Origin of the sequence: Staphylococcus sp. HMSC65H10, assembly GCF_001839185.1 — a bacterium.
Taxonomy (GTDB): Bacteria; Bacillota; Bacilli; order Staphylococcales; family Staphylococcaceae; genus Staphylococcus; species Staphylococcus simulans.
The window spans coordinates 13,426-35,144 of the sequence record NZ_KV840353.1; the positions used below are offsets into that span (position 1 = coordinate 13,426).

The 21,719-nt window shown below is 37.4% G+C and carries 21 protein-coding genes and 1 riboswitch; of the genes, 5 read left to right on the forward strand and 16 right to left on the reverse strand.

Annotation, left to right across the window (positions count from 1 at the left end):
• Positions 1-153: 153 nt before the first annotated feature.
• From ptsP to auxA, 5 genes are all read right to left on the reverse strand, one after another.
• The gene (gene ptsP, locus HMPREF3270_RS07350; protein ID WP_023015945.1) at positions 154-1,875 is read right to left on the reverse strand and encodes a phosphoenolpyruvate--protein phosphotransferase; all 1,722 of its coding nucleotides are present in this window, start codon (positions 1,873-1,875) and stop codon (positions 154-156) included.
• 1 nt (position 1,876) lies between these two features.
• On the reverse strand, positions 1,877-2,143 hold the full coding sequence (locus HMPREF3270_RS07355) for a phosphocarrier protein HPr (RefSeq protein WP_002480512.1): 267 nt from the start codon (positions 2,141-2,143) through the stop codon (positions 1,877-1,879).
• 167 nt (positions 2,144-2,310) lie between these two features.
• Positions 2,311-2,853: a hypothetical protein gene (locus tag HMPREF3270_RS07360; RefSeq protein ID WP_002480511.1), complete on the reverse strand. Its 543-nt coding sequence runs from the start codon at positions 2,851-2,853 to the stop codon at positions 2,311-2,313.
• Complete coding sequence (locus tag HMPREF3270_RS07365) at positions 2,843-4,057, reverse strand: class I SAM-dependent rRNA methyltransferase (RefSeq protein WP_070848559.1); 1,215 nt, start codon at positions 4,055-4,057, stop codon at positions 2,843-2,845. The genes HMPREF3270_RS07360 and HMPREF3270_RS07365 overlap by 11 nt, the downstream gene beginning before the upstream one ends.
• A gap of 111 nt (positions 4,058-4,168) precedes the next feature.
• Entirely contained in the window at positions 4,169-5,482 is a 1,314-nt protein-coding gene (gene auxA, locus HMPREF3270_RS07370; RefSeq protein WP_023015947.1) for a lipoteichoic acid stability factor AuxA, read from the reverse strand.
• 234 nt (positions 5,483-5,716) lie between these two features.
• Positions 5,717-5,819: riboswitch (TPP riboswitch) on the forward strand.
• Positions 5,820-5,924: 105 nt separating this feature from the next.
• On the opposite strand from auxA, the gene HMPREF3270_RS07375 reads away from it, so the two are divergent.
• The 4 genes from HMPREF3270_RS07375 to HMPREF3270_RS07390 all read left to right on the forward strand — a co-directional run bounded on the left by HMPREF3270_RS07375 (position 5,925) and on the right by HMPREF3270_RS07390 (position 9,170).
• On the forward strand, positions 5,925-6,500 hold the full coding sequence (locus HMPREF3270_RS07375) for an ECF transporter S component (protein WP_002480508.1): 576 nt from the start codon (positions 5,925-5,927) through the stop codon (positions 6,498-6,500).
• A gap of 12 nt (positions 6,501-6,512) precedes the next feature.
• Positions 6,513-7,922, forward strand: coding sequence for an ABC transporter ATP-binding protein (locus HMPREF3270_RS07380; RefSeq protein WP_070848558.1), 1,410 nt, complete (start codon positions 6,513-6,515; stop codon positions 7,920-7,922).
• Positions 7,915-8,709 carry an energy-coupling factor transporter transmembrane component T family protein gene (locus HMPREF3270_RS07385; protein ID WP_002480506.1) on the forward strand — a complete coding sequence of 265 codons (795 nt, stop codon included), beginning with the start codon at positions 7,915-7,917 and terminating at the stop codon, positions 8,707-8,709. Before HMPREF3270_RS07380 ends, HMPREF3270_RS07385 begins: the two co-directional genes overlap by 8 nt.
• Before the next feature lie 236 nt (positions 8,710-8,945).
• Positions 8,946-9,170, forward strand: a complete 225-nt coding sequence (locus HMPREF3270_RS07390; RefSeq protein ID WP_002480505.1) for a hypothetical protein — start codon at positions 8,946-8,948, stop codon at positions 9,168-9,170.
• A 157-nt stretch (positions 9,171-9,327) separates the two neighbouring features.
• Here the strand turns inward: HMPREF3270_RS07390 and purD are convergent, their stop codons facing one another.
• The 11 genes from purD to purE are packed head-to-tail and all read right to left on the reverse strand — an operon-like array spanning position 9,328 to position 20,517.
• The gene (gene purD / locus HMPREF3270_RS07395) at positions 9,328-10,575 is read right to left on the reverse strand and encodes a phosphoribosylamine--glycine ligase (RefSeq protein WP_070848557.1); all 1,248 of its coding nucleotides are present in this window, start codon (positions 10,573-10,575) and stop codon (positions 9,328-9,330) included.
• Positions 10,576-10,599: 24 nt separating this feature from the next.
• Positions 10,600-12,078 carry a bifunctional phosphoribosylaminoimidazolecarboxamide formyltransferase/IMP cyclohydrolase gene (purH, locus tag HMPREF3270_RS07400; protein ID WP_070848556.1) on the reverse strand — a complete coding sequence of 493 codons (1,479 nt, stop codon included), beginning with the start codon at positions 12,076-12,078 and terminating at the stop codon, positions 10,600-10,602.
• A 17-nt stretch (positions 12,079-12,095) separates the two neighbouring features.
• The gene (gene purN, locus HMPREF3270_RS07405) at positions 12,096-12,662 is read right to left on the reverse strand and encodes a phosphoribosylglycinamide formyltransferase (protein WP_070867232.1); all 567 of its coding nucleotides are present in this window, start codon (positions 12,660-12,662) and stop codon (positions 12,096-12,098) included.
• Positions 12,659-13,699, reverse strand: a complete 1,041-nt coding sequence (gene purM / locus HMPREF3270_RS07410) for a phosphoribosylformylglycinamidine cyclo-ligase (RefSeq protein ID WP_070848555.1) — start codon at positions 13,697-13,699, stop codon at positions 12,659-12,661. Before purM ends, purN begins: the two co-directional genes overlap by 4 nt.
• A gap of 4 nt (positions 13,700-13,703) precedes the next feature.
• Positions 13,704-15,125, reverse strand: coding sequence for an amidophosphoribosyltransferase (gene purF / locus HMPREF3270_RS07415; RefSeq protein WP_002480500.1), 1,422 nt, complete (start codon positions 15,123-15,125; stop codon positions 13,704-13,706).
• Complete coding sequence (gene purL / locus HMPREF3270_RS07420) at positions 15,104-17,293, reverse strand: phosphoribosylformylglycinamidine synthase subunit PurL (protein ID WP_002480499.1); 2,190 nt, start codon at positions 17,291-17,293, stop codon at positions 15,104-15,106. Before purL ends, purF begins: the two co-directional genes overlap by 22 nt.
• Positions 17,286-17,957, reverse strand: a complete 672-nt coding sequence (gene purQ / locus HMPREF3270_RS07425) for a phosphoribosylformylglycinamidine synthase subunit PurQ (RefSeq protein WP_070626693.1) — start codon at positions 17,955-17,957, stop codon at positions 17,286-17,288. The genes purL and purQ overlap by 8 nt, the downstream gene beginning before the upstream one ends.
• Entirely contained in the window at positions 17,957-18,217 is a 261-nt protein-coding gene (gene purS, locus HMPREF3270_RS07430) for a phosphoribosylformylglycinamidine synthase subunit PurS (RefSeq protein ID WP_002480497.1), read from the reverse strand. Before purS ends, purQ begins: the two co-directional genes overlap by 1 nt.
• On the reverse strand, positions 18,217-18,921 hold the full coding sequence (purC, locus tag HMPREF3270_RS07435) for a phosphoribosylaminoimidazolesuccinocarboxamide synthase (RefSeq protein ID WP_002480496.1): 705 nt from the start codon (positions 18,919-18,921) through the stop codon (positions 18,217-18,219). The genes purS and purC overlap by 1 nt, the downstream gene beginning before the upstream one ends.
• Positions 18,921-20,048: a 5-(carboxyamino)imidazole ribonucleotide synthase gene (purK, locus tag HMPREF3270_RS07440; RefSeq protein WP_070848554.1), complete on the reverse strand. Its 1,128-nt coding sequence runs from the start codon at positions 20,046-20,048 to the stop codon at positions 18,921-18,923. Before purK ends, purC begins: the two co-directional genes overlap by 1 nt.
• Complete coding sequence (gene purE / locus HMPREF3270_RS07445) at positions 20,035-20,517, reverse strand: 5-(carboxyamino)imidazole ribonucleotide mutase (RefSeq protein ID WP_002480494.1); 483 nt, start codon at positions 20,515-20,517, stop codon at positions 20,035-20,037. Before purE ends, purK begins: the two co-directional genes overlap by 14 nt.
• A gap of 208 nt (positions 20,518-20,725) precedes the next feature.
• Here purE and folD point away from each other — a divergent pair, with 208 nt between their 5' ends.
• On the forward strand, positions 20,726-21,586 hold the full coding sequence (gene folD / locus HMPREF3270_RS07450) for a bifunctional methylenetetrahydrofolate dehydrogenase/methenyltetrahydrofolate cyclohydrolase FolD (RefSeq protein ID WP_070848553.1): 861 nt from the start codon (positions 20,726-20,728) through the stop codon (positions 21,584-21,586).
• Positions 21,587-21,719 lie beyond the last annotated feature (133 nt).

Below are 21,719 nucleotides of genomic sequence, written 5' to 3' on the forward strand. Positions count from 1 at the left end.
GTAAAACACACAGTATATACCTCGCAATTAAATTACTTGTAAGTTGATTACATTACTCAAATAATAAGTAAATGTTTGTACACTAATAAAACCGCGATGAAAATGAATTGGACATTCATTTCATCACGGTTTTTATTAATATTTTATCAATGATTATGCATGTTTCGTATAGTCTTCTACTAAAGCAACAACTTCTTCTGATGTTGCACAGTTCACTGCTTTCGCTGCTAAGTCTTTCATTTGCGCTTCGCTTAAGTTTCTGATTAAACGACGTGCTTTAAGGATTGAAGTTGCACTCATAGAGAACTCATCTAATCCAAGACCTAACAATAATGGAATTGCAGTTTGGTCTCCGGCCATTTCGCCGCACATACCTGTCCATTTACCTTCAGCATGAGACGCTTCGATAACACGTTGTACCAAGCGTAAAATAGCTGGGTTATATGGTTGGTATAAATAAGACACACGTTCTGACATACGGTCAGCTGCCATTGTATATTGGATTAAGTCATTTGTTCCGATACTGAAGAAGTCTACTTCTTTCGCAAAGACATCAGCAAGTGCTGCTGTCGATGGAATTTCAACCATGATACCGACTTCGATATCATCTGAAACTTCAACACCTTCATTTTTAAGGTTTTGACGTTCTTCTTCTAATAATGCTTTCGCATCACGGAATTCTTGAATTGTCGCAACCATTGGGAACATAATGTTTAATTTTCCGTATACTGAAGCACGTAATAACGCGCGTAATTGCGGACGGAAAATTTCTGGTTGTGCTAAGCACAAGCGGATTGCACGATAACCTAAGAATGGGTTCATTTCTTCAGGTAAGTCTAAATAAGGTAATTCTTTGTCTCCACCGATATCTAATGTACGAACAACCACACGTTTGCCTTTCATTGCTTCAAGAACTGCTTTGTATGCCTCAAATTGTTCGTCTTCAGTCGGCATTTGATCTCTACCCATATATAGGAACTCAGTACGATATAATCCGATACCTTCTGCACCATTTTCAACTACACCAGGTAAATCGTTTGGTGTACCGATGTTTGCAGCTAATTCTACATGATGACCATCTTCTGTTACAGATTCAGCATCACGTAATTTTTGTAATTCTTGTTTATCTTTGAAGAAGTTATCACGTTTTTCTTGATACTGTGCTACAACTTCGTCACTTGGGTTAACAATAACATCACCTGTCATACCATCAACAATAATGATGTCGCCCGCTTCAACTTCCTCAGTAATCGTTTTAGTACCAACGACTGCTGGGATTTCTAAAGAACGGCTCATAATTGCAGAGTGAGATGTTCTGCCTCCAATGTTTGTCACAAATCCTTGCACATATTGTTTGTTCAACTGTGCAGTATCTGAAGGTGTCAAGTCATTCCCGATAATAACGACACTTTCATCAATGATACTTGGGTTTGGTAAATCCACACCTAAGATGTGTGCTAATACACGTTTAGAAACGTCGCGAATATCTGCTGCACGTTCTGCCATGTATTCGTTGTCCATTGATTCAAATATTGTGATAAATTGATTTGAAACATCTGTTAACGCTTGAGCAGCATTAACGTTTTCATTTTTAATTTTTTCTTCAATAGGTTGGATAAGTTCTGGATCTTCAAGCACTAATAAATGTGCATCGAAGATAGCCGCTTTATCTGCGCCTAATTGTTGTTCGGCATTGTTTCTGATTTTAGTCAATTCAACTTTTGATGTGTTAAGTGCGCCGTTAAATTTAGCAACTTCAGCCTCTGTATCAGTCACTGTTCCGTTATCAAACGATAGGTCAGGTTCTACTAATAGATAGGCTTTTGCGATTGCGACACCATCAGATGCCGCAATCCCTCTAATATTTTTAGTCATATTAGTTAGTTAAACCTTCTTTAGATAAAACGTCAGTGATAGCTTGAATTGCATCAGCTTCGTCGCTTCCGTCAGCATAGATAGTAATGTCAGCATCTTTACCTACGCCTAAGCTCATAACACCCATAATTGATTTTAAGTTGACTTTTTTACCGTTATATTCAAGTTGAATATCTGAATCAAATTTTGAAGCTGTTTGTACAAGCATTGTAGCTGGACGAGCATGAATACCTGTTTCGTCGATGATAGTGTATGATTGTTGTTCCATAATAATCTTTCTCCTTCGCATCCATTAATTGGTGAGTGACTCACCTGAACATTATTACACCTTAACATTACCAAAATATGACGCTAAATTCAATTTGTTTAATCCATACAGGGCAATGAATTTAGCGTTTTTGTGAAAATATGCACAATTTAATTGACAACTCGGTTTTAAATTAATTTTTTGGCAACGTTTTCACATTTATCGATGTGCTCGTCACCTAATTTTTTCATGAAATAATAACTGATTGATGCTGCGATTGCTTGACCGACAACCGGGAACCATCTTGTTTGTTTCGCAGCTGTACGTTTAGCAACATCTTTAACGACCATTTTCAAGATACCTTTTGAAACCGTACGTCCGATGAATTGACTGCCTTGGATTGATGCTGCGACTAATACACGTTCTTTTAAATCATCACTCATACGGTTCACTTCTTTATGATCTAAACCGTAAATTTTATTAATATCTTCTATAATATCTTTCATCAGCTTTAAATCGACCCCAAAATCTAATCCTGGAATCGGAATGACACTTGCTGAAGATGACAATAATGCTTTCTTTCTTACTAATTCTTCAGCGCGTTCACGTCTTTTTGCTAAATCCTTTTTATTCTTCGGTAAACGCCCCTTACCTACGACCGGATCAATTTTCAACATTTTATTTCCAATTTTGTCTGTAGATTTTTTTATGAATTTATCTTTAATCCCCATAATAGTCCTCCTCGATTATTACTTCTTCCACTTTTTCTGATACCCGAACAAAGACTACTTTTAAATATTTTGATGGTTTATAGTGCGGATGTGTTTTAAAATCTTTCGGAAGTCCCATTGATTCTAAAATTTCAAAATCTACATCTTGTGCATCAAGCGTTCTCTTAATCATGTTTTTAAACGCTTTTGAAGTTAACGCACTTGAGTTTGTACTTAAAATTAAAGTACCTCCATCATTTAAAACAGGTAAAGCTTCTTCAATCAACTTATGATAGTCTTTTTGAACCGTAAAGACTTTCTTTTTATTACGCGCAAAACTTGGCGGATCAATAACAATCGTGTCATAAGCCTTATTGTGTCTTGCCGCATAATGATAGAAGTCAAACGTATCCATGACATAAATATATTGTGTTTTCGGGTCAATACCATTTACCCCAAAATTCTCCTCTGTCAAACCTCTAGAACGATTTGCAAGGTCGACACTAGTCGTTTCTGCTGCTGTTTGTGCTGCAATGACAGAGAATGCCCCTGTATAACTAAATAAATTCAAAACACTGCGGTCAGGTGCATAAACATCACGTAATTTTTTACGCACTTCTTTTTGGTCTAAGAAAATTCCTGTCATCGGTCCATCATCTAAATCAACATTATAGAACGTAAAGTTTTCTTCAATAACAATTGGGAATTCCGGTGCTTCCCCTGTTACGAAACCACTAGATACTTCACTGTCTTTAAAACGTGTCTTCTCAAAAATTGAAGTATAAGGAAAGACAGCTTGAACAGCTTCTAAAATATAAGTTCTGAACGTATAAATCCCTTTTGAATACCATTGGATTAATAAATGACGATCGTAGTAATCAATTGTTAAACCGCCGACACCGTCTCCTTCTGCATTAAACAATCTGAATGCATTTGTACCATCGATATCAAAGTAGTATTGACGATAATCTAAAGCTTCTTCAAATAGTGCTTCAAAAAATTCTTGATTAATTTCTTCTTCAGCATCATAGCTTAAGACCCAACCTAATCCTTTATGTTGGCGCCCAACGTATGCTGTCGCAATGTATCGGCCATCATCAGTCACAATATGAAAAATATCACCATCTTCTAAATGACTATGTTCATAAATATCTTCTTCATCCACTAATGGATACTGATTTAAATACTTTTGTTCTTTACCTTTATTTAATACTGCTGTCTTCATATTATTATTCCGCCTTCTATGTGTAGTTACTTTTATCTTAACGTATCAGACGCTTCCTTTCTAAAAAGAACGTCTCAAATCCATTAAAAAAGCCGAGGAAACTTAAGTTCCTCAGCTTTTGTGTGATTCTGCTTTAGCTGGCGTACGTAATTGAATAATAAACGCAATCGTAATCGCCACAAGCATAATAAATAAAATCGGTGTAATAAAAATGGATAATAATAATCCATGAATCATAATATTGACAAATTCTGTCAACAATTTAAAGAATAAAATACTCACCATAAACAACTGCGCATAATACAATTTACCGCGTAAGAAATGCGTCAATGTTGTAATAATATAAGCGATAATCACAAGCAACAATAAGAAGAGTGTGATCCACTCGATTACATATGATGTTTGTGATAATTCCCAATCACCTGACATAAACAAGCCATTACGGTTGTTTAATTCTAGTAAGGTAAATAGGAATAAAATCGCACCGCAAATCAATTCAACGATACCCGGTTTAATCCATTTTGGACGACGCATCCAAGTTGGGAAATCGTCTTCTTGCAGATTAACTTTATCTTTAACTGCTTTTTTGAAACTATCTCGTTTTCTTCTGATTTTCTCTAAATCAATACTTCTGCGTGTTCTGTATGTCAATTCTTGTGTACGTTCTTGAATTTCACGCAGCTGTTCTTTCGTTTGGCTAATTGTGCCGTTCTTATCTGTACGTGAATACAACATTTCTTCGCCTAATTCTGCTTTAGTTAGCGGTAATGATCTTCTAAGGAATAAGAAATTCCAAATAGACATTTGACCTAAACACCACATGACAACGAAGAATGCGTTGACACTTAAAATATCAATTAACGCAATTTCATGACTTTCGATTCTGCCATATAACGAAATTTGAGAAATTAAATAACTGATTCCGTACGTACAGATAATCCATAGATAGTGCTCTTTTTGGTGCGCACTGTTCAACTCATCCTTGTACACAATGTATCCGATATGCACAATAAACGGAACCACGAATACAATCGCAAAGAAGCCGTAAACTTGTGTCATAAAGACGATTGTGATGAGGAAGAAAAAGATTCCTATTATAAGGAAGAAAATTGAGATATCATAATCATATTTTGTAGTCATAAATAATAAATAGCCAATCCATAGCAATGCAACACCGAACAAGATAATCAAGATGGCGCTGACCACTGGGAAATGACCAATAAATTGACTCATAATCCGTATTATTTCAACAAAGAAAGCATTGATGAAATCCCACACATTATTAATATGTATGTCAACCTTGCTCCCCTTCGCAAGTTTATGGATAAATGAAAGATTGAGTAATACAATGATTCCAATGAAAAGTGAAACAATGCCAATAATCAAACTATAAATGATTTCAGCGTGCTTCTTTATATACGACATGTTTTTCACCTCATAGTTATTATATATGAACAATTCCATTGTGTCTTTAAAAATTAAAGTAAATCATTCTATGGTAGTATATTAGACTCAGACGCTATGCTCAATCCTAAATATACAATTTAACGTAATCTTAATGTGAACTTGCCTTTTTCATACCCGTTCTCTCTAGCTTAAATCTAAAATCACCTTGACAGAACCTATTAAAAAGCATACATTTAGTATAAATCTAATAAAGAAATACACTAGGGGTGTTTCGAACTGAGATGAAGCACAAAGCTTCAAACCCTTCGAACCTGATCTAGCTGAGACTAGCGTAGGAAAGTGTAAAGAATGAACTGGTTTAGGATTTCAGGGTAGAACCAGGGTATTCTGATGCTTATTTTCACGCTGCTTGCTAGACAAGTTTGCGTGTTTTTTTGTTTATATAGGAGGAATTGACATTATGTCTAAAGGACTTAAGCTTTCAGATATCTTAGTTACTGTGTTAATCGCAGTTATCTTTGCTATCATTTACAACATTTGGAACTTAGTGTATAAAGCCATGCAAGTGACTGGCTTACACTTAGAAGAATTATCTTACGGTATGTGGTTCGCAGCTGCTGTTGTTGCTTACTTAATCATTCCGAAAGCCGGTATTGCACTGTTAGCTGAATTCGCTGCTGGTGCTGGGGAAACAATTGTTATGGGACGCTTTGATATTGCGACAATTGTTTACGGCTTACTACAAGGTTTAGCGTGTGAAATTATTTTTGCGATTTTCCGTTATAAATCACGCAAATTAATGGTAGCAGTGCTCGCTGGTTTAGCAGCCGCATTAGTTACTTTCCCTATCGACTTCTACTATGGTTATTTAGGTGAAGTTGCTGGATGGAACTTATTCTTATATGTATTCTTCCGTTGTATCAGCGGGATTGTACTTGCTGGGATTTTCCCATATTATCTTGTCAAAGCTCTGGATCAGACTGGGGTTACAAAATTATTCCGCCCTGCTTCCAAAAAGGATTATGACAATTTGTAAGGAGACATAAACGTGTTACTTGCTCAAAATTTACGACTTAAATATCCAAATGCACCAGATAAAATATTTGATGGTTTAGATGTAGAAATACCTGATAAACAAAAGGTCTTATTACTCGGCCCTTCAGGCTGCGGTAAAAGTACCTTACTCAATGTATTAAGCGGCATTGTGCCGAACCTAATCGAGCTTCCAATGAAATATGACGCATTGGAAGTCGATTTAAATAGCGGCGTCATCTTTCAAGACCCAGACACACAATTTTGTATGCCGAAGGTTTATGAAGAACTCGCATTTGTGTTAGAAAATAAACAAGTGCCGAGAAAAGAGATGGACGCTTTAATTCAACAAGCATTAGCATCGGTCGACTTAGACGTTGGCCCTAAACAAACGGTTCAACAATTAAGCGGCGGTATGAAACAAAAATTAGCAATTGCTGAAACGGTACTTCAAGAAGCAGATACATTGTTCTTGGATGAACCGACTGCCATGTTAGATGTGGATGCGACAGAAGATTTATGGAATCAAATTAAAGACATGTGGCAAGAACAAACTGTCTTGATTGTAGAACATAAAGTGGAACACATTTGGGAACATGTGGATCGTGTTATTTTAATGAATCATCAAGGAGAAATCATCGCGGATGATACGCCTCAAGTGATTTTACACCAACACGAAGATTTGCTGACTGAATATGGAGTATGGCATCCAAAGGCTTGGGACCATGCACCTAAAGCTGAATTATTACCGAATAAAGACATAACGTCACGCTTCAAATATGAAAATGGTGAAGTCATACGTGGTAAGAAGACACTCATTCAAGTACCTGAACTCACAATCGGCGATGGTGAGTGGATTACCATCACAGGTAAAAATGGTGCAGGTAAAACCACTTTACTTGAGTCTATGATGCAATTGATTAAATATCGCGGAGAGATGTCTTATGATGGGCAACCGCTTCATAAAATTAAAGAAGCAGCAAAGCATATGTATCTGGTTTATCAAAACCCAGAACTGCAATTTATTACGAATTCTGTCTATGAGGAAATCTTCATCAACTTCAGCGGCGAAAGCGCAAAAGCTGAAACTGAAAAATTGATTGAATTATTGAATTTAGAAGCAGTTCGTGATCAACATCCCTTCGAATTATCAATGGGTCAAAAACGACGTTTAAGTGTTGCGACTGCTTTAAGTTCACGTGCTGACATTATTTTACTTGATGAACCAACATTTGGTTTAGACAGTCACAACACGTTTAATTTATTAAATCTTTTCCAACAACGTGTTGCACAAGGTCAAACGATTATTATGGTTACGCATGACCCACATATCATTGAACGTTATCCGACAAGACGTATCGAATTACGTGACCACATGTTATGTGAAGATGTGCTATTTGAAATGGAAGGTGAAACAAATGTATGAAGCATGGAAAAAGTATTTCACCTTCGTAGATGAAGTTAATATTATCACGAAACTTGGTTTAGGTATTTTCTTATTCTTCTTTGTGATTTTCATTCACAACTTTGATGTGATGATTTACCTAACCGCCTTGATGTTTTTATTCTTACTGATTTTTGGCGGTATGAAATTGAAGGTCACTGCCCTATTCGTACTTTACACTGTGATATTCAGTATCATCTCAGCACTCTTTATGATTTTCTACGGAGATGGTACACATACCCTATTTAAATTAGGCTTTATTCATATCACAACTGAAAGTTTAGTGAGAGGACTGCATTTGTCTATGCGTACAGATACCGTCACATTCTTCGGGATTGTGATGGCCTTCACGTCTCAAATTGTGATGATCTTCTACAGCTTGATGCAGCATTTGCGTGTAAAACCAAAAGTAGCCTACGCGTTTATGGCTGCCATCCGTATGGTACCGTTGATTATCAGTTCATTCATTCAACTACGTAAATCATTGAAGATGCGTTATCGTATGGTAGATAAATCAAATTATCGCGGTTTCAAGCGTGTGAAACATTTAATTATTCCGTTGTTAAGTCAAAACATACGAAAAGCACATCAACTTTCGGTTGCTATGGAGAAAAAAGGATTTAAAGATGGTAAAAGAACGTATTATTACTACGCACCATTTAGTTATCGCGACATCTTATTTATCTTATTATTCGCGGCGATATTAATTATTTCTGTAATGTTAGCTCATTATTTACCAATTACAGGAATTACTGACGTACGTGGTTGACACAAGCATTTATAGTTCTTAAAATTTTTATCGGGCTGTGGTTGTCGAGCTGCAGCCCAACCAATATTTACATTTTCATTCATCCATATTTTTCCCAGCAGTGAACGGTCACCGATTCAACCGTTTACTGCTTATTTTTTATTTAACAAATATTATCGTTTAATTAAGTCAAAAGTCATATACATGTTATAATTGAAATAATCAGATTCACACAGAAAGATTGGGGGCAAAATTTCATGAAAAAACGTAATGATGCATACGAAAAAGGCTATCAACAAGCCGTCAAAGAAATTGAAACCATGTCAAAACTCAAAAATAAAAAGCGCCGTTTAAAACGTTACATTAAGAGCCGTAAACGTTCTTGGCGTTTCCATCAATTATTCAAGAGACGCAGCTCTCGCTACGTTTCTGGATATAAACAAGCTTATATTGATATGGCGAAATCATTGCCTGAAGAGTAAGGAAGTTCTGCTTCCTTGCTTTTTTATTTTGTCCCTACAATTTCATAATTAGAAGATACACGACTTAACAATAATTTATTCAAGTATTTTTCTGCATACCAAAAAACAGCCGATAGACAATGTACGGCTGTTTTTAGTATAAATCTATTCTTTTAAATTACGCTTCATGTTTAATTGCTTTATCACTGATGTCACGACGATAGAATAAACCTTCACTATCAATGGCATCTGCTTTTTTATAAGCATTTGCTTTGGCTTCTTTAACTGTTTTGCCTTCACCGATCACTAAGATAACACGGCCGCCAGAAGTAACGTAATCGTCTCCTTCTTTTTTCAAACCGCTAACAAATGTTTGACCATCTAATTCAAAGCCGCTGACTTTCACACCTTTTTCATATGAGCCAGGATAGCCTTTAGACGCTAACATCACGCCTACAACAGCTTCGTCTTTCCATTTGTATTCAATCGGTTTACGTGCTTCTAGGTCTAAAATGTGCTGCATTAAGTCGCTTTCCATACGTGTTAATAATACTTGTGCTTCAGGGTCTCCGAAACGTGCATTAAACTCGATAACTTTCGGACCTTCTTCAGTTAAGATTGCGCCAATATATAGGACACCGAAGAATGGATAGCCTTCTTCTTGCATTGCTTTCGCAATCGGTTGCGCAATTTCATCATTTGTACGTTTTAGTACATCTTCTGAAATATGAGGCACTGGGCAATACGCACCCATACCGCCTGTATTTGGTCCTTTATCGCCATCATATGCACGTTTATGGTCTTGTGCAATCGTATCGAAAGGTACAGCATAATCGCCATTCACAAAGGTCATGACAGAGTATTCTTCGCCTTCTAAGAATTCTTCGAATACAATTTTGCCTTGTTCTTCAGGATACAGTGTTTCGACTGCTTCTTTCGCTTCATCACGTGTCATCGCGATAATAACACCTTTACCTGCGGCAAGACCGTCTTTTTTCAAGACAACAGGAATCTTGCAATCTTCTACATATTTTAATGCATCAGATTTAGAATCCACTTCTACATATTCTGCAGTTGGGATGTCATATTTTTCCATAATACGTTTCGCAAATGATTTTGAACCTTCAATTTGTGCTGCTTTCGCACCAGGACCGAAGACTTTCACACCCGCGTCACGTAATTTGTCGCCTAACCCTTCAGTTAAAGGTTGTTCTGGACCGATGACTGCCCATTCAACTTCATGATCTACCGCAAATTTTACAATGTCATCATGTGCAGTTTCAGCAATTTCACCGTGCACTTCAGCGACAGTTTCCATTGCTGCATTTCCAGGAATTGCATACACTTGGTCAACAAGTTCAGATTGATTTAATTTGTGCGCAAGGACATGTTCACGTCCTCCGCCTCCGATTACTAATACTTTCATCTTTAGCATTTTCCTCCTGAATGATTAATGTTTGAAGTGACGTACGCCAGTCATTACCATCGCAATGCCGTGTTTGTCTGCCATATCAATAGAATCTTGGTCTTTAATAGAACCACCTGGTTGGATAATCGCTTTGATACCTGCTTTTGCTGCTAATTCTACTGTGTCATCCATTGGGAAGAAACCATCTGAAACTAATGCTACATTGTCATTAATTTCAATTGCACGTTCAATCGCAATTTCAGCAGAACCGACACGGTTCATTTGACCTGCACCGATACCTACAGTTTGATGGTCATTACTTAAGATGACAGCGTTACTTTTAACAGCTGCTACAACTTTCCAACCTAATTCCATTGCTTGCCATTGTTCTTCTGTCGGTTCAACTTTAGTCACAACTTTCATGTCATCACGTGAAATTGTTTTTGTATCTTTATCTTGAACTAAATAGCCACCTGATACAGATACAAATTCTTGTTCATCGTGATCCACTGCCATATCTACTTCTAATAAGCGAATGTTTTTCTTTTGAGTTAAGACTTCAAGCGCTTCCTCTGTAAATGAAGGCGCAATGACAACTTCTAAGAATATTGAATGTAATTTTTCAGCAAGTTCTTTTGAAACTGGACGGTTAACCGCAACAATACCGCCGAAGATAGATTGGCTATCTGCTTCATACGCATTTTGATATGCTTCTTCAATTGATTCGCCAACACCAACACCACATGGGTTCATATGTTTAACCGCTACTGCAGCTGGTTCTTCGAATTTTTTAACTAATGCTAATGTCGCATCAGCATCTTTAATGTTGTTAAAGCTTAATTGTTTCCCGTGTAATTGTTTAGCGCCTGCAATCGTATTGTTCGCATCTGATGTACGTACAAAGTAAGCAGTTTGTTGAGGGTTTTCACCATAACGTAATTGTTCTTTATTTTCTTTGAAGAAATTCACAATCGCATTATCGTAATCATTTGTATGTTCAAATACTTTAATCATTAATGATTTACGGAACGCTTCGTCTAATGTATTATTTTTAAGGTGTTCAATGACTGCGTCATATTCAGCAGGATCTACCACAGTTGTCACATGCTTGAAGTTTTTCGCAGCTGCACGTAACATTGTCGGACCACCGATATCAATGTTTTCAATCGCATCCATTTCAGTTACGTCAGGGTTTGCGACAGTTTCTTTAAATGGATAAAGGTTCACGACAACCATGTCGATAAGATCGATGCCTTTTTCTTTTAATTGTTGTAAATGTTCAGGTTTATCGCGATCAGCTAAAATACCGCCATGTACTGCTGGGTGTAATGTTTTTACACGGCCATCCATGATTTCATCAAATTTCGTTAAATCAGAAACTGATTTTACAGGAACACCCGCTTCATCTAATGCACGCTTTGTGCCGCCTGTAGAATACAACTCATAGTCTAATTCAACTAATGACTTCGCGAAGTCTACAATGCCAGTTTTGTCTGATACACTTAAAATTACTTTTTTCATGTTAGAAATTGCCCCTCTTATCGAATAATTTTTGCGATGACTCTAGGATAAAGTTCACATTCTAAATTTTTAATACGTTCTTCTAGTTGTGCTTTTGTATCATCTGGATAGATGTCGCATTGACTTTGTTCAATGATTTCACCTGTATCCATGCCACTGTCTACATAATGAACAGTAGAACCTGTCACTTTATCTCCACTTTCAAAGGCTTGACCAATTGCGTCAATGCCTTTGTATTTCGGTAATAAAGCCGGATGAATGTTTAAAATACGGCCTTCATACGCATTCAATAAATCTGGACCGATTAAACGCATATAGCCTGCAAGTATAATCCATTCCACTTCTTCTTCTTTTAACAATTCTAATAAACGTTGTTCATAATCACTTTTAGAATCAAAAGTTTTAGGAAGTGTCACATGGACAGGAATGTTTAATTTCTCTGCACGTTCAATCGCGAATGCATCGTCGTGATCAACATAAAGCGCTGTGATTTCAATATTATCTAATCTGCCGTCTTGAACTCGTTGTGCAATATTTTCAAAGTTGCTGCCAGAACCTGACGCAAAGATGGCTACTTTAGTCACGCTTTAACCCCCGTTAACTCGATAGGTTCTTCTTTACCTTCAACGATTTTACCGATTTTGAACGCTTCAACATTTTGAGCTTTTAAGATATCTAATGTTTTATCTGCGTCCGCTTCATCTACAACTAATGTGAAACCAATACCCATGTTGAAGATATTGTACATTTCTTCAGTTGCGATTTTGCCTGCTTCTTGTAACCAATCGAATACTTTAGGTGTATTGAATGATTGAACGTCAATTTCAGCAGTGACACCTTCAGGTAAAGCACGTGGAATATTCTCATAGAAACCGCCGCCTGTGATATGTGTCATCGCATGCAATTTCACTTGTTCTTTCACAGCTAATACAGGTTTAACATATAAACGAGTCGGTTCTAAGAAAGTGTCTAAATACGTACGACCATTATCGAATTCAGCATTTAAATCAACGCCTGATTCTTTAATTAAATGACGTACTAAGCTGTAACCGTTAGAGTGAATACCGCTTGAAGCTAAACCAATAATTACTTGTCCTGGTTTAACTGTTGAACCATCGATGTATTCATCTTTTTCAACTGCGCCCACTGCGAAACCAGCTAAATCGTATTCACCTTCGTGGTACATTTCGCCCATTTCAGCAGTTTCACCGCCGATTAAAGCTGTATTTGTTTCTTCACAACCATCGCTGACACCTTTAACAATTTGTTCGATGACTTCAGGTACAACTTTGTTTGTTGCGATATAGTCAAGGAAATAAAGCGGCTCTGCACCCGTTGTTAAAATATCGTTGACACACATAGCCACTGCATCGATACCGATTGTGTCATGTTTGTTGTGATCAATCGCAAGTTTCAACTTAGTACCGACACCGTCTGTACCAGAAACTAAGACAGGTTTTTGCATGTTTAATTGTGATAAATCAAACGCTGCACCGAATCCTCCTAGTCCACCTAGTACTTCTTTACGCATTGTACGTTGCACATGGCTCTTCATTCGCTCAACTGCTTCATATCCAGCATGAATATCCACACCGGCATTTTTATAAGAATCTGCTGCCACAGCTTTACACTCCTCTTCTTTTCAGTTCTTTAACTTCTGGTAATTGATGATCTACAATTTCAATTGGATAATTGCCTGTAAAGCAAGCGTCACACTCGCCTTTTGAGTCAAATTCTTTAAACACTTCATGCATGCCTTCTACAGATAAATACGTAAGTGAGTCTGCACCAATCATGTCTTTGATTTCATCGACACTATGTTGTGCTGCCATTAATTCTGCATGTGTAGACACATCGATACCGTAATAACATGGATCGACTAATGGTGGTGATGAAATACCCATATGCACTTCTTTCGCACCAGCAGATTTTAATGCTTTCACAATGTATTTACTTGTCGTACCACGCACAATAGAGTCATCAATGACAACGACACGTTTGCCTTCAATGACGTCTCTGATCGGCGCATGTTTCATACGTACTTGTTTTTCACGAACGCTTTGGTCTGGTGTGATAAACGTACGGCCGATATAACGGTTTTTCAATAAACCTTGTTCGTTTGGAATACCTGAGTATTCAGAGAAGCCTTTTGCTGCTTGTAAAGATGAATCTGGTACACCGATAACAATATCAGCGTCAATACCCATCTCACTTGCTAACTTCTTACCTAAAGCTTTACGCACATTATAGATAGAGTGTTTATGGAACTCTGAATCTGGACGTGCAAAGTATACATATTCCATTGAACACATATTATGGTGAATTTGGTTCGTGTACGTATCATAATCTATGTCATGGTCACCGCTGAATGTAATTAATTCACCCGGTTCGATGTCACGAATATATGTTGCACCGATTGCTTGGAACGCACATGTTTCACTTGCGACACAATACGCACCATCTACTTCACCTAACATGAGTGGACGTACACCATTGTTATCTCTAACCGCAGCAAGTTGATTAGTATTCAGCATGACACAGCTGAATGCACCTTTAACTTGATTCAATGCTGCTTTTTGGTTTGATTTAATGCTTGGAGATTTGCCTCTGATTAATAAATGCGCTAATACTTCTGAATCACTTGTTGTTTGGAAGACGCTGCCTTCAGATTCTAAAGCCTTACGAATTTGGACAGCATTCGTTAAGTTACCATTATGCGCAAGTCCTAAATCACCTTTTGAATGCTTGAACAAGAAAGGTTGAACATTGGCGATTTCACTGGCACCTGTTGTCGCATAGCGTACATGTCCAATCGCATGTTGGAATCCTTGTAAAGATTCTAATTGCGCGTCTGAAATAGCTTCAGTTAATAAACCCATGCCGCGTGCCCCAAACAGCGATTCGCCGTTTGAGCACACGATCCCAGCACCTTCTTGACCACGGTGTTGCAGACTATGCAACGCCATGTAAGTTAAAGTTGCTGCATGGGGGTGATTCCAAATTCCAAAGACTCCACATTCTTCGTTTAATCCGCGGATGTCATACATTGAGGAATTGCTCCTTCCCAAATTTCGTTTAACGTCGACACGTTTTCTTCTACAGTTGTTTGACCGTTTGTAACTTTGAACTTGTCATCCTCAGTGATAGTTCCGATTTCTTGTGCATTAGGAATATCTAATGATTGTCCTGCTTTAACTGCAACAATGTAACGACCTTGTGATTCACTGAATAATTGTGCATCAGTCACGTCTAATGTTGCATCTACACCTAAACCGTAGTGTGCACTGATTCGAGCTAACGAAATCAATAAGCCGCCTTTACCGACAGTTTGTACATGAGACGCTTTGCCGCTTCTGATTGCTTCTTTGATTTGTTCGCCTTTTTCAACTTCATTTGATAAGTCAAGTGCTTCTGATTCATGGTTGACTTTACCATATAATAATTTTTCGATTTGGCTGCCGCCGAAGTCATCGCGTGTTTCACCAACAACATACAATTTATCGCCTGCATGTGGGTGGAAATCATTTAAGTAATCGATGTCTTCAATTAAGCCGACCATACCTACTACAGGTGTTGGGAAGATAGAAGTACCTTTTGTTTCGTTATAAAGTGAAACGTTACCTGAAACAACTGGTGTTTTCAGAACTTCACATGCTTCTGCCATACCTTTTGTAGAATCAGTTAATTGTTGATAGATTTCTTTTTTCTCTGGTGAACCGTAGTTTAAGCAGTCTGTCATTGCTAATGGTGTTGCACCTACAGCAATTAAGTTGCGGTATGCTTCAGCAACGACCATTTTACCGCCTTCGTATGGTTGGTTGAATACATAACGTGCTTCGCCATCGATTGTAGAAGCGATTGCTTTGTTTGTACCTTCAACACGTACTACAGATGCTTGTAAACCAGATTTAACAACTGTGTTTGCACCAACTTGTTGGTCATATTGTTCGTATAAATAACGTTTTGACGCAATTGTCGGATGTGCTAATAATTTATGGAATACATCTTTAACATCTACATTGCTGTAGTCGTTTTTAGATGTGTTATATTCTTTTGCTTCACCTTCTAAAATATATACAGGTGATTCATCTGCTAATGGTTGTACTGGGATGTCTGCATAAACTTCATCATCATAAGTTAATACGAAACGATCTGTATCCGTAACTTCACCGATAACAGCACTATCTAATTCACGTCTGTCAAATAAGTCTAAGAATTTTTGTTCCGTACCTTTTTCAACAACAAGCAACATACGTTCTTGTGTTTCAGAAAGCATCATTTCGTATGGAGAGATTCCTTCTTCACGTACAGGTACTTTTTCTAATTGCATGTGTAAACCACTGCCGCCTTTAGCTGCCATTTCTGAAGAAGATGATGTTAAACCAGCTGCACCCATATCTTGGATACCGACTAATTCTGGGTAAGTGATTGCTTCAAGTGTTGCTTCCATCAATTTTTTACCTACAAATGGGTCACCGATTTGTACTGATGGACGTTTGCTTTCACTTTCTTCACTTAATTCTTCAGATGCGAAAGTTGCACCATGGATACCGTCACGGCCTGTTTTTAAACCAACGTAGATGACTGAGTTGCCGACACCTTTAGCTGTACCTTTTTGGATTTTATCGTGATCAATGATACCTACGCACATTGCGTTAACTAATGGGTTACCATCATAGCGTTCATCGAATTCGATTTCACCTGCTGTAGTTGGGATACCGATACAGTTACCGTATCCGCCGATACCTGCTACAACACCACGTAATAATGTACGGTTTTGGATTTCATCTAATTCACCGAAACGTAAGCTGTTTAATAAGTTGATTGGACGTGCACCGATTGATACGATGTCACGAATAATACCGCCGACACCTGTTGCTGCACCTTGGTAAGGTTCAATCGCAGATGGGTGGTTATGTGATTCAACTTTGAATACAACCGCTTGGTTATCACCGATATCTACGACACCAGCACCTTCACCAGGTCCCATTAAGACATGTTCGCCTGTTGTAGGGAATTGTTTCAAGAATGGTTTTGAGTGTTTGTATGAGCAGTGTTCACTCCACATTACAGAGAAAATACCAATTTCAGTAAAGTTTGGTTGACGACCTAAAATTTCGACAACTTTATCATATTCAGCGTCTGTTAATCCCATATCACGGTATAAATGTTCTGATTTAATTTCTTCGATACTTGGTTCAATAAACTTAGGCATTTTGTTCCCTCCAACTATTTACCATTGACTCAAATAATTTCACGCCATCGTCTGTTCCTAAAATTGATTCTAATGCACGTTCTGGGTGAGGCATCATGCCGCACACATTACCTTTTTCGTTAACAATACCAGCAATATCGTGGTAAGAACCATTTGGATTATCTTTATATTTCAAGATAATTTGATTATTATCTTCTAATTCTTTGTACATATCTTTTGTACAGTAGTAGCTGCCTTCACCATGAGCTACTGGGTATACTACTGTTTCACCTTCAGCATATGCTTTTGTGAATGGTGTGTTGTTATTTACAACTTCTAATGATTCGTTACGGCTCACAAATAAATGTGAACTGTTGTGTAATAACGCACCTGGTAATAAACCGATTTCTGTTAAGATTTGGAATCCATTACATACACCTAAAACAGGTTTGCCTTCATCTGCAAAACGTTTCACTTCTTTGATAACTGGTGCAACACTCGCCATCGCACCTGAACGTAAGTAATCACCAAATGAGAAACCGCCAGGGATTAACACCCCATCAAATCCTTCTAATGATGTCTCACGATAATCAACATACTCTGCGTCTACGCCTGTTTTCAAAGCTGCGTTCAACATATCTCTGTCACAGTTTGATCCAGGGAATACAAGTACTGCGAATTTCATTATGCATTCTCCTTTTCGTCAACTACTTTATAGCTGTACTCTTCAATGACTGTGTTCGCAAATAATTTTTCACTTAAAGTTGTAACGATATTATGAACCGCTTCATCTGTTGCTTCGTCCACTGTCATGTAAAGTAATTTACCTACACGGATATCATTCACTTGGTTATAGCCTAAGTCATGTACGGCACGGTTAAGTGCTTGTCCTTGTGTATCTAATACCTGTGGTTGTAATGTGATGTGCAATTCGATAGTTTTCATTATTTAAGATCCTCCAGTTTATTTAAGAAAGTTTGATAAGTCTCGATAATTGAACCGCGGTCTTCACGGTATACGTCTTTGTCAAAATTAGTGTCACTGTCTTTTTCCCAAATACGGCAAGTATCTGGTGAAATTTCATCTGCTAAAAGAATTTGACCATCTTTTGTACGGCCGAATTCTACTTTGAAGTCAATCAAACGTAAGTTGATACTATCAAGCAATTCAACTAACGCTTTATTAACGCCTAATACCATTTCTTTCAATTGTGCAATTTCTTCAGTTGTTGCGATGTTTAATAATCTTACATGGTCATCTGTCACTAAAGGGTCATTTAAAGCATCATTTTTATAGAAGAATTCTACAAGTGGTGTTTCAAATTTTTGTCCTTTTTCAAAACCTAAGCGTCTTGTGATAGAACCTGCCGCAATATTACGTACGACCACTTCTAACGGAATTATTTCTACAGATTGAACAAGTTGTTCAGTCTCAGACGTTTGTTTGATAAAGTGGCTTTTGATGCCTTTTTCTTTAAGGTGTTCAAACAAGATTGAAGTGATTTTATTATTTAAGCGGCCTTTACCGTCAATATGGTCTTTTTTCGCACCATTGCCGGCAGTCACTTCATCTTTGTATTCCACGCGTAATACGCCGTCTTCATCTGTTGAGAAAATTCGTTTTGCTTTACCTTCGTATAATAATGACATTATTTTGCTCCTCCTCTAAAGGTTGCCAACATGTCTTGTTCAGTTTTATCAATGTCATCAGTTAAAACTGTCATGTGACCCATTTTTCGTGCTGGTTTTCTAGATGCTTTGCCATAAATATGAACATGCCATTCAGGATGATCGCCGAATTCATCTTCAAGTAAATCTAAATCCTTACCAAGCAAGTTCATCATGACAGCTGGTTTTAAAATTTCGATGCGTTCTGGTAATTTTTGACCCGTAACCGCTAAGATGTGTGTATCAAATTGTGAGAAGTCACAAGCTTCAATAGAATAATGACCAGAATTGTGAGGTCTTGGTGCAATTTCGTTTACATATAAGTTGTTATCTTTATCAATAAAGAATTCTACTGTAAATGTACCCACAAAATGCACTTTTTCTTTAATTTTATCTACTTCTGCACGTGCTTCTGCTTCTTTATCAGAACGTGCGGGTACGATTGTTTTAAATAAAATTTGGTGACGATGTTCGTTTTCTTGTAATGGGAAATAAACGGTTTGACCGCCATTTCCAATTGTCACAGTTAATGACACTTCTTTATAAAGGTCTAAGAATTTTTCTGCTACACATTCTTGTACTTTGATTAATGATTCAGCCTCTGCTAAATCTTCTTCTGAACGTACTAGCACTTGACCTTTACCGTCATAACCGCCGAAACGTGTTTTCACCATAAATGGATAATCTAATTTTTCAACAGCATGCTCTAAATCTTCAGCATTTGTGATTTGTGCATACGGAACGATTTTCGTACCTGCTGATTCTAATGTTTGTTTTTCAGTTAAACGGTCTTGTAATAAATGGATGGCTTGATAGCCTTGAGGAACATTAAATTCTTTTGTGAGTGTTTCTAATTGATCTGCAGCAATGTTTTCAAATTCATATGTTACAACATCAGAAGCTTCACCAAGTTGTCTTAATGCATCTAGGTCATCATAAGCTGCATTAATAAATTCATGTGCTACATATTGACACGGTGCTTCTTTGTCTGGATCTAAGACGATGACTCTAAAGCCCATTTTTTGAGCAGATTGTGCCATCATTTTGCCAAGTTGTCCGCCGCCAATAATACCGACAGTTGATCCAAACTTTAATTTACTGAAGTTCACTTTGCATCTCTCCTACTTTATCTACTAGTGATTGCTGATAAGCTTCTAATTTCTCTTTCACTTCATCGCTTTGAATACTTAAGATTCTCGCTGCAAGGATTCCAGCATTTTTCGCACCTGCTTTACCAATTGCAGTAGTTGCAACTGGAATTCCGCCAGGCATTTGGACGATTGAAAGTAATGAATCTAAACCTTTCAAACTCTTAGATTCAATCGGAACGCCGATAACTGGTAATGTCGTCATTGAAGCAACCATACCAGGCAAGTGTGCTGCACCGCCTGCGCCTGCAATAATAACGTCATAACCGTTCAATCTTGCTTCTGTCGCAAAATCAAACATCAGTTTTGGTGTACGATGTGCTGAAACGACTTTCTTATCGTACGGGATTCCAAATTGATCTAACATCTGACAACTTTCTGACATCATATCCCAGTCAGATGAGCTGCCCATAATAACTGCCACTTTCAAATTGAACACCCTTTCAATTATTTGAAATTTTAATCTAGTAAGTTGTATATTACAGATATAGCATAACAAATCAAGTCATGCTTTTTCAATCAAAAATCGAACTTTCTCATGAAAATTCAATTAAAATTCCGGATTTTCATGTAAAATAGTTGTATTGCACTTCAAAACACTAATGAAAGTTCGAAAAATTATTAGGAGGAATTTACACATGGTTGCAAAAATTTTAGATGGCAAACAAATTGCTAAAGATTATCGTCAAGGATTGCAAGATCAAGTTGAAGCGTTGAAAAAAGAGGGCTATACGCCGAAACTATCAGTTATTCTTGTAGGTAACGATGGCGCAAGCATGAGCTATGTAAGAACAAAAAAGAAAGCTGCTGAAAAAATCGGCATGATTTCTGAAATTGTTCATTTAGAAGAAACAGCTTCAGAAGAAGAAGTATTAAATGAATTAGAACGTTTAAACAACGATGACTCTGTCAGCGGTATCTTGGTTCAAGTACCTCTTCCAAAACAAGTCAGCGAACAAAAAGTTCTAGAAACTATCAACCCAGCAAAAGACGTTGACGGTTTCAACCCAGCAAACATCGGTAAATTGTATATTGATGAACAAACATTCGTACCTTGTACACCACTAGGTATTATGGAATTATTGAAAAATGCGGATATTGATTTAGAAGGTAAAGAAGCAGTTGTTATTGGACGTTCTCATATCGTTGGACAACCTGTTTCAAAACTATTATTACAACAAAATGCGACAGTGACTATCTTACACTCTCGTTCAAAAGACATGAGCAAACATCTTAAAAATGCAGACGTTATTGTCAGCGCTGTAGGTCGTCCAGGTTTAGTCACAAAAGACGACGTTAAAGAAGGCGCAGTTGTCATTGATGTGGGTAACACACCAGATGAAAACGGCAAACTAAAAGGTGACGTTGAATATGATGAAGTAAAAGAAATTGCTGGCGCAATCACACCAGTTCCAGGCGGCGTTGGCCCAATGACAATTACAATGGTGTTAAACAATACGTTATTAGCTGAAAAAATGCGTAGAGGTTTAGATAAATAAAATCTTAACTTTTCAGTAAAGGTACATTGAGGGGTATCTAAAGAAAAGAGCGGTCGGCTTGCTTTTGAACTGCTTCCCGTCAAGTAGACAGGTAAAAATAAAAAAATTTGTTGGTAACTCAAAAAATATATTT

What these genes read in the sequence shown, in the direction of transcription:
- folD (WP_070848553.1), top strand. Translation starts at nt 20,726, where the DNA reads ATGGTTGCAAAAATTTTAGATGGCAAACAAATTGCTAAAGATTATCGT.
- purF (WP_002480500.1), bottom strand. Translation starts at nt 15,125, where the DNA reads ATGTATGACATCCGCGGATTAAACGAAGAATGTGGAGTCTTTGGAATT.
- purD (WP_070848557.1), bottom strand. Translation starts at nt 10,575, where the DNA reads ATGAAAGTATTAGTAATCGGAGGCGGAGGACGTGAACATGTCCTTGCG.
- HMPREF3270_RS07355 (WP_002480512.1), bottom strand. Translation starts at nt 2,143, where the DNA reads ATGGAACAACAATCATACACTATCATCGACGAAACAGGTATTCATGCT.
- purL (WP_002480499.1), bottom strand. Translation starts at nt 17,293, where the DNA reads ATGCCTAAGTTTATTGAACCAAGTATCGAAGAAATTAAATCAGAACAT.
- auxA (WP_023015947.1), bottom strand. Translation starts at nt 5,482, where the DNA reads ATGTCGTATATAAAGAAGCACGCTGAAATCATTTATAGTTTGATTATT.
- purQ (WP_070626693.1), bottom strand. Translation starts at nt 17,957, where the DNA reads ATGAAATTCGCAGTACTTGTATTCCCTGGATCAAACTGTGACAGAGAT.
- purS (WP_002480497.1), bottom strand. Translation starts at nt 18,217, where the DNA reads ATGAAAACTATCGAATTGCACATCACATTACAACCACAGGTATTAGAT.
- HMPREF3270_RS07390 (WP_002480505.1), top strand. Translation starts at nt 8,946, where the DNA reads ATGAAAAAACGTAATGATGCATACGAAAAAGGCTATCAACAAGCCGTC.
- HMPREF3270_RS07375 (WP_002480508.1), top strand. Translation starts at nt 5,925, where the DNA reads ATGTCTAAAGGACTTAAGCTTTCAGATATCTTAGTTACTGTGTTAATC.
- HMPREF3270_RS07385 (WP_002480506.1), top strand. Translation starts at nt 7,915, where the DNA reads ATGTATGAAGCATGGAAAAAGTATTTCACCTTCGTAGATGAAGTTAAT.
- HMPREF3270_RS07365 (WP_070848559.1), bottom strand. Translation starts at nt 4,057, where the DNA reads ATGAAGACAGCAGTATTAAATAAAGGTAAAGAACAAAAGTATTTAAAT.
- ptsP (WP_023015945.1), bottom strand. Translation starts at nt 1,875, where the DNA reads ATGACTAAAAATATTAGAGGGATTGCGGCATCTGATGGTGTCGCAATC.
- purH (WP_070848556.1), bottom strand. Translation starts at nt 12,078, where the DNA reads ATGAAAAAAGTAATTTTAAGTGTATCAGACAAAACTGGCATTGTAGAC.
- HMPREF3270_RS07360 (WP_002480511.1), bottom strand. Translation starts at nt 2,853, where the DNA reads ATGGGGATTAAAGATAAATTCATAAAAAAATCTACAGACAAAATTGGA.
- purC (WP_002480496.1), bottom strand. Translation starts at nt 18,921, where the DNA reads ATGTCATTATTATACGAAGGTAAAGCAAAACGAATTTTCTCAACAGAT.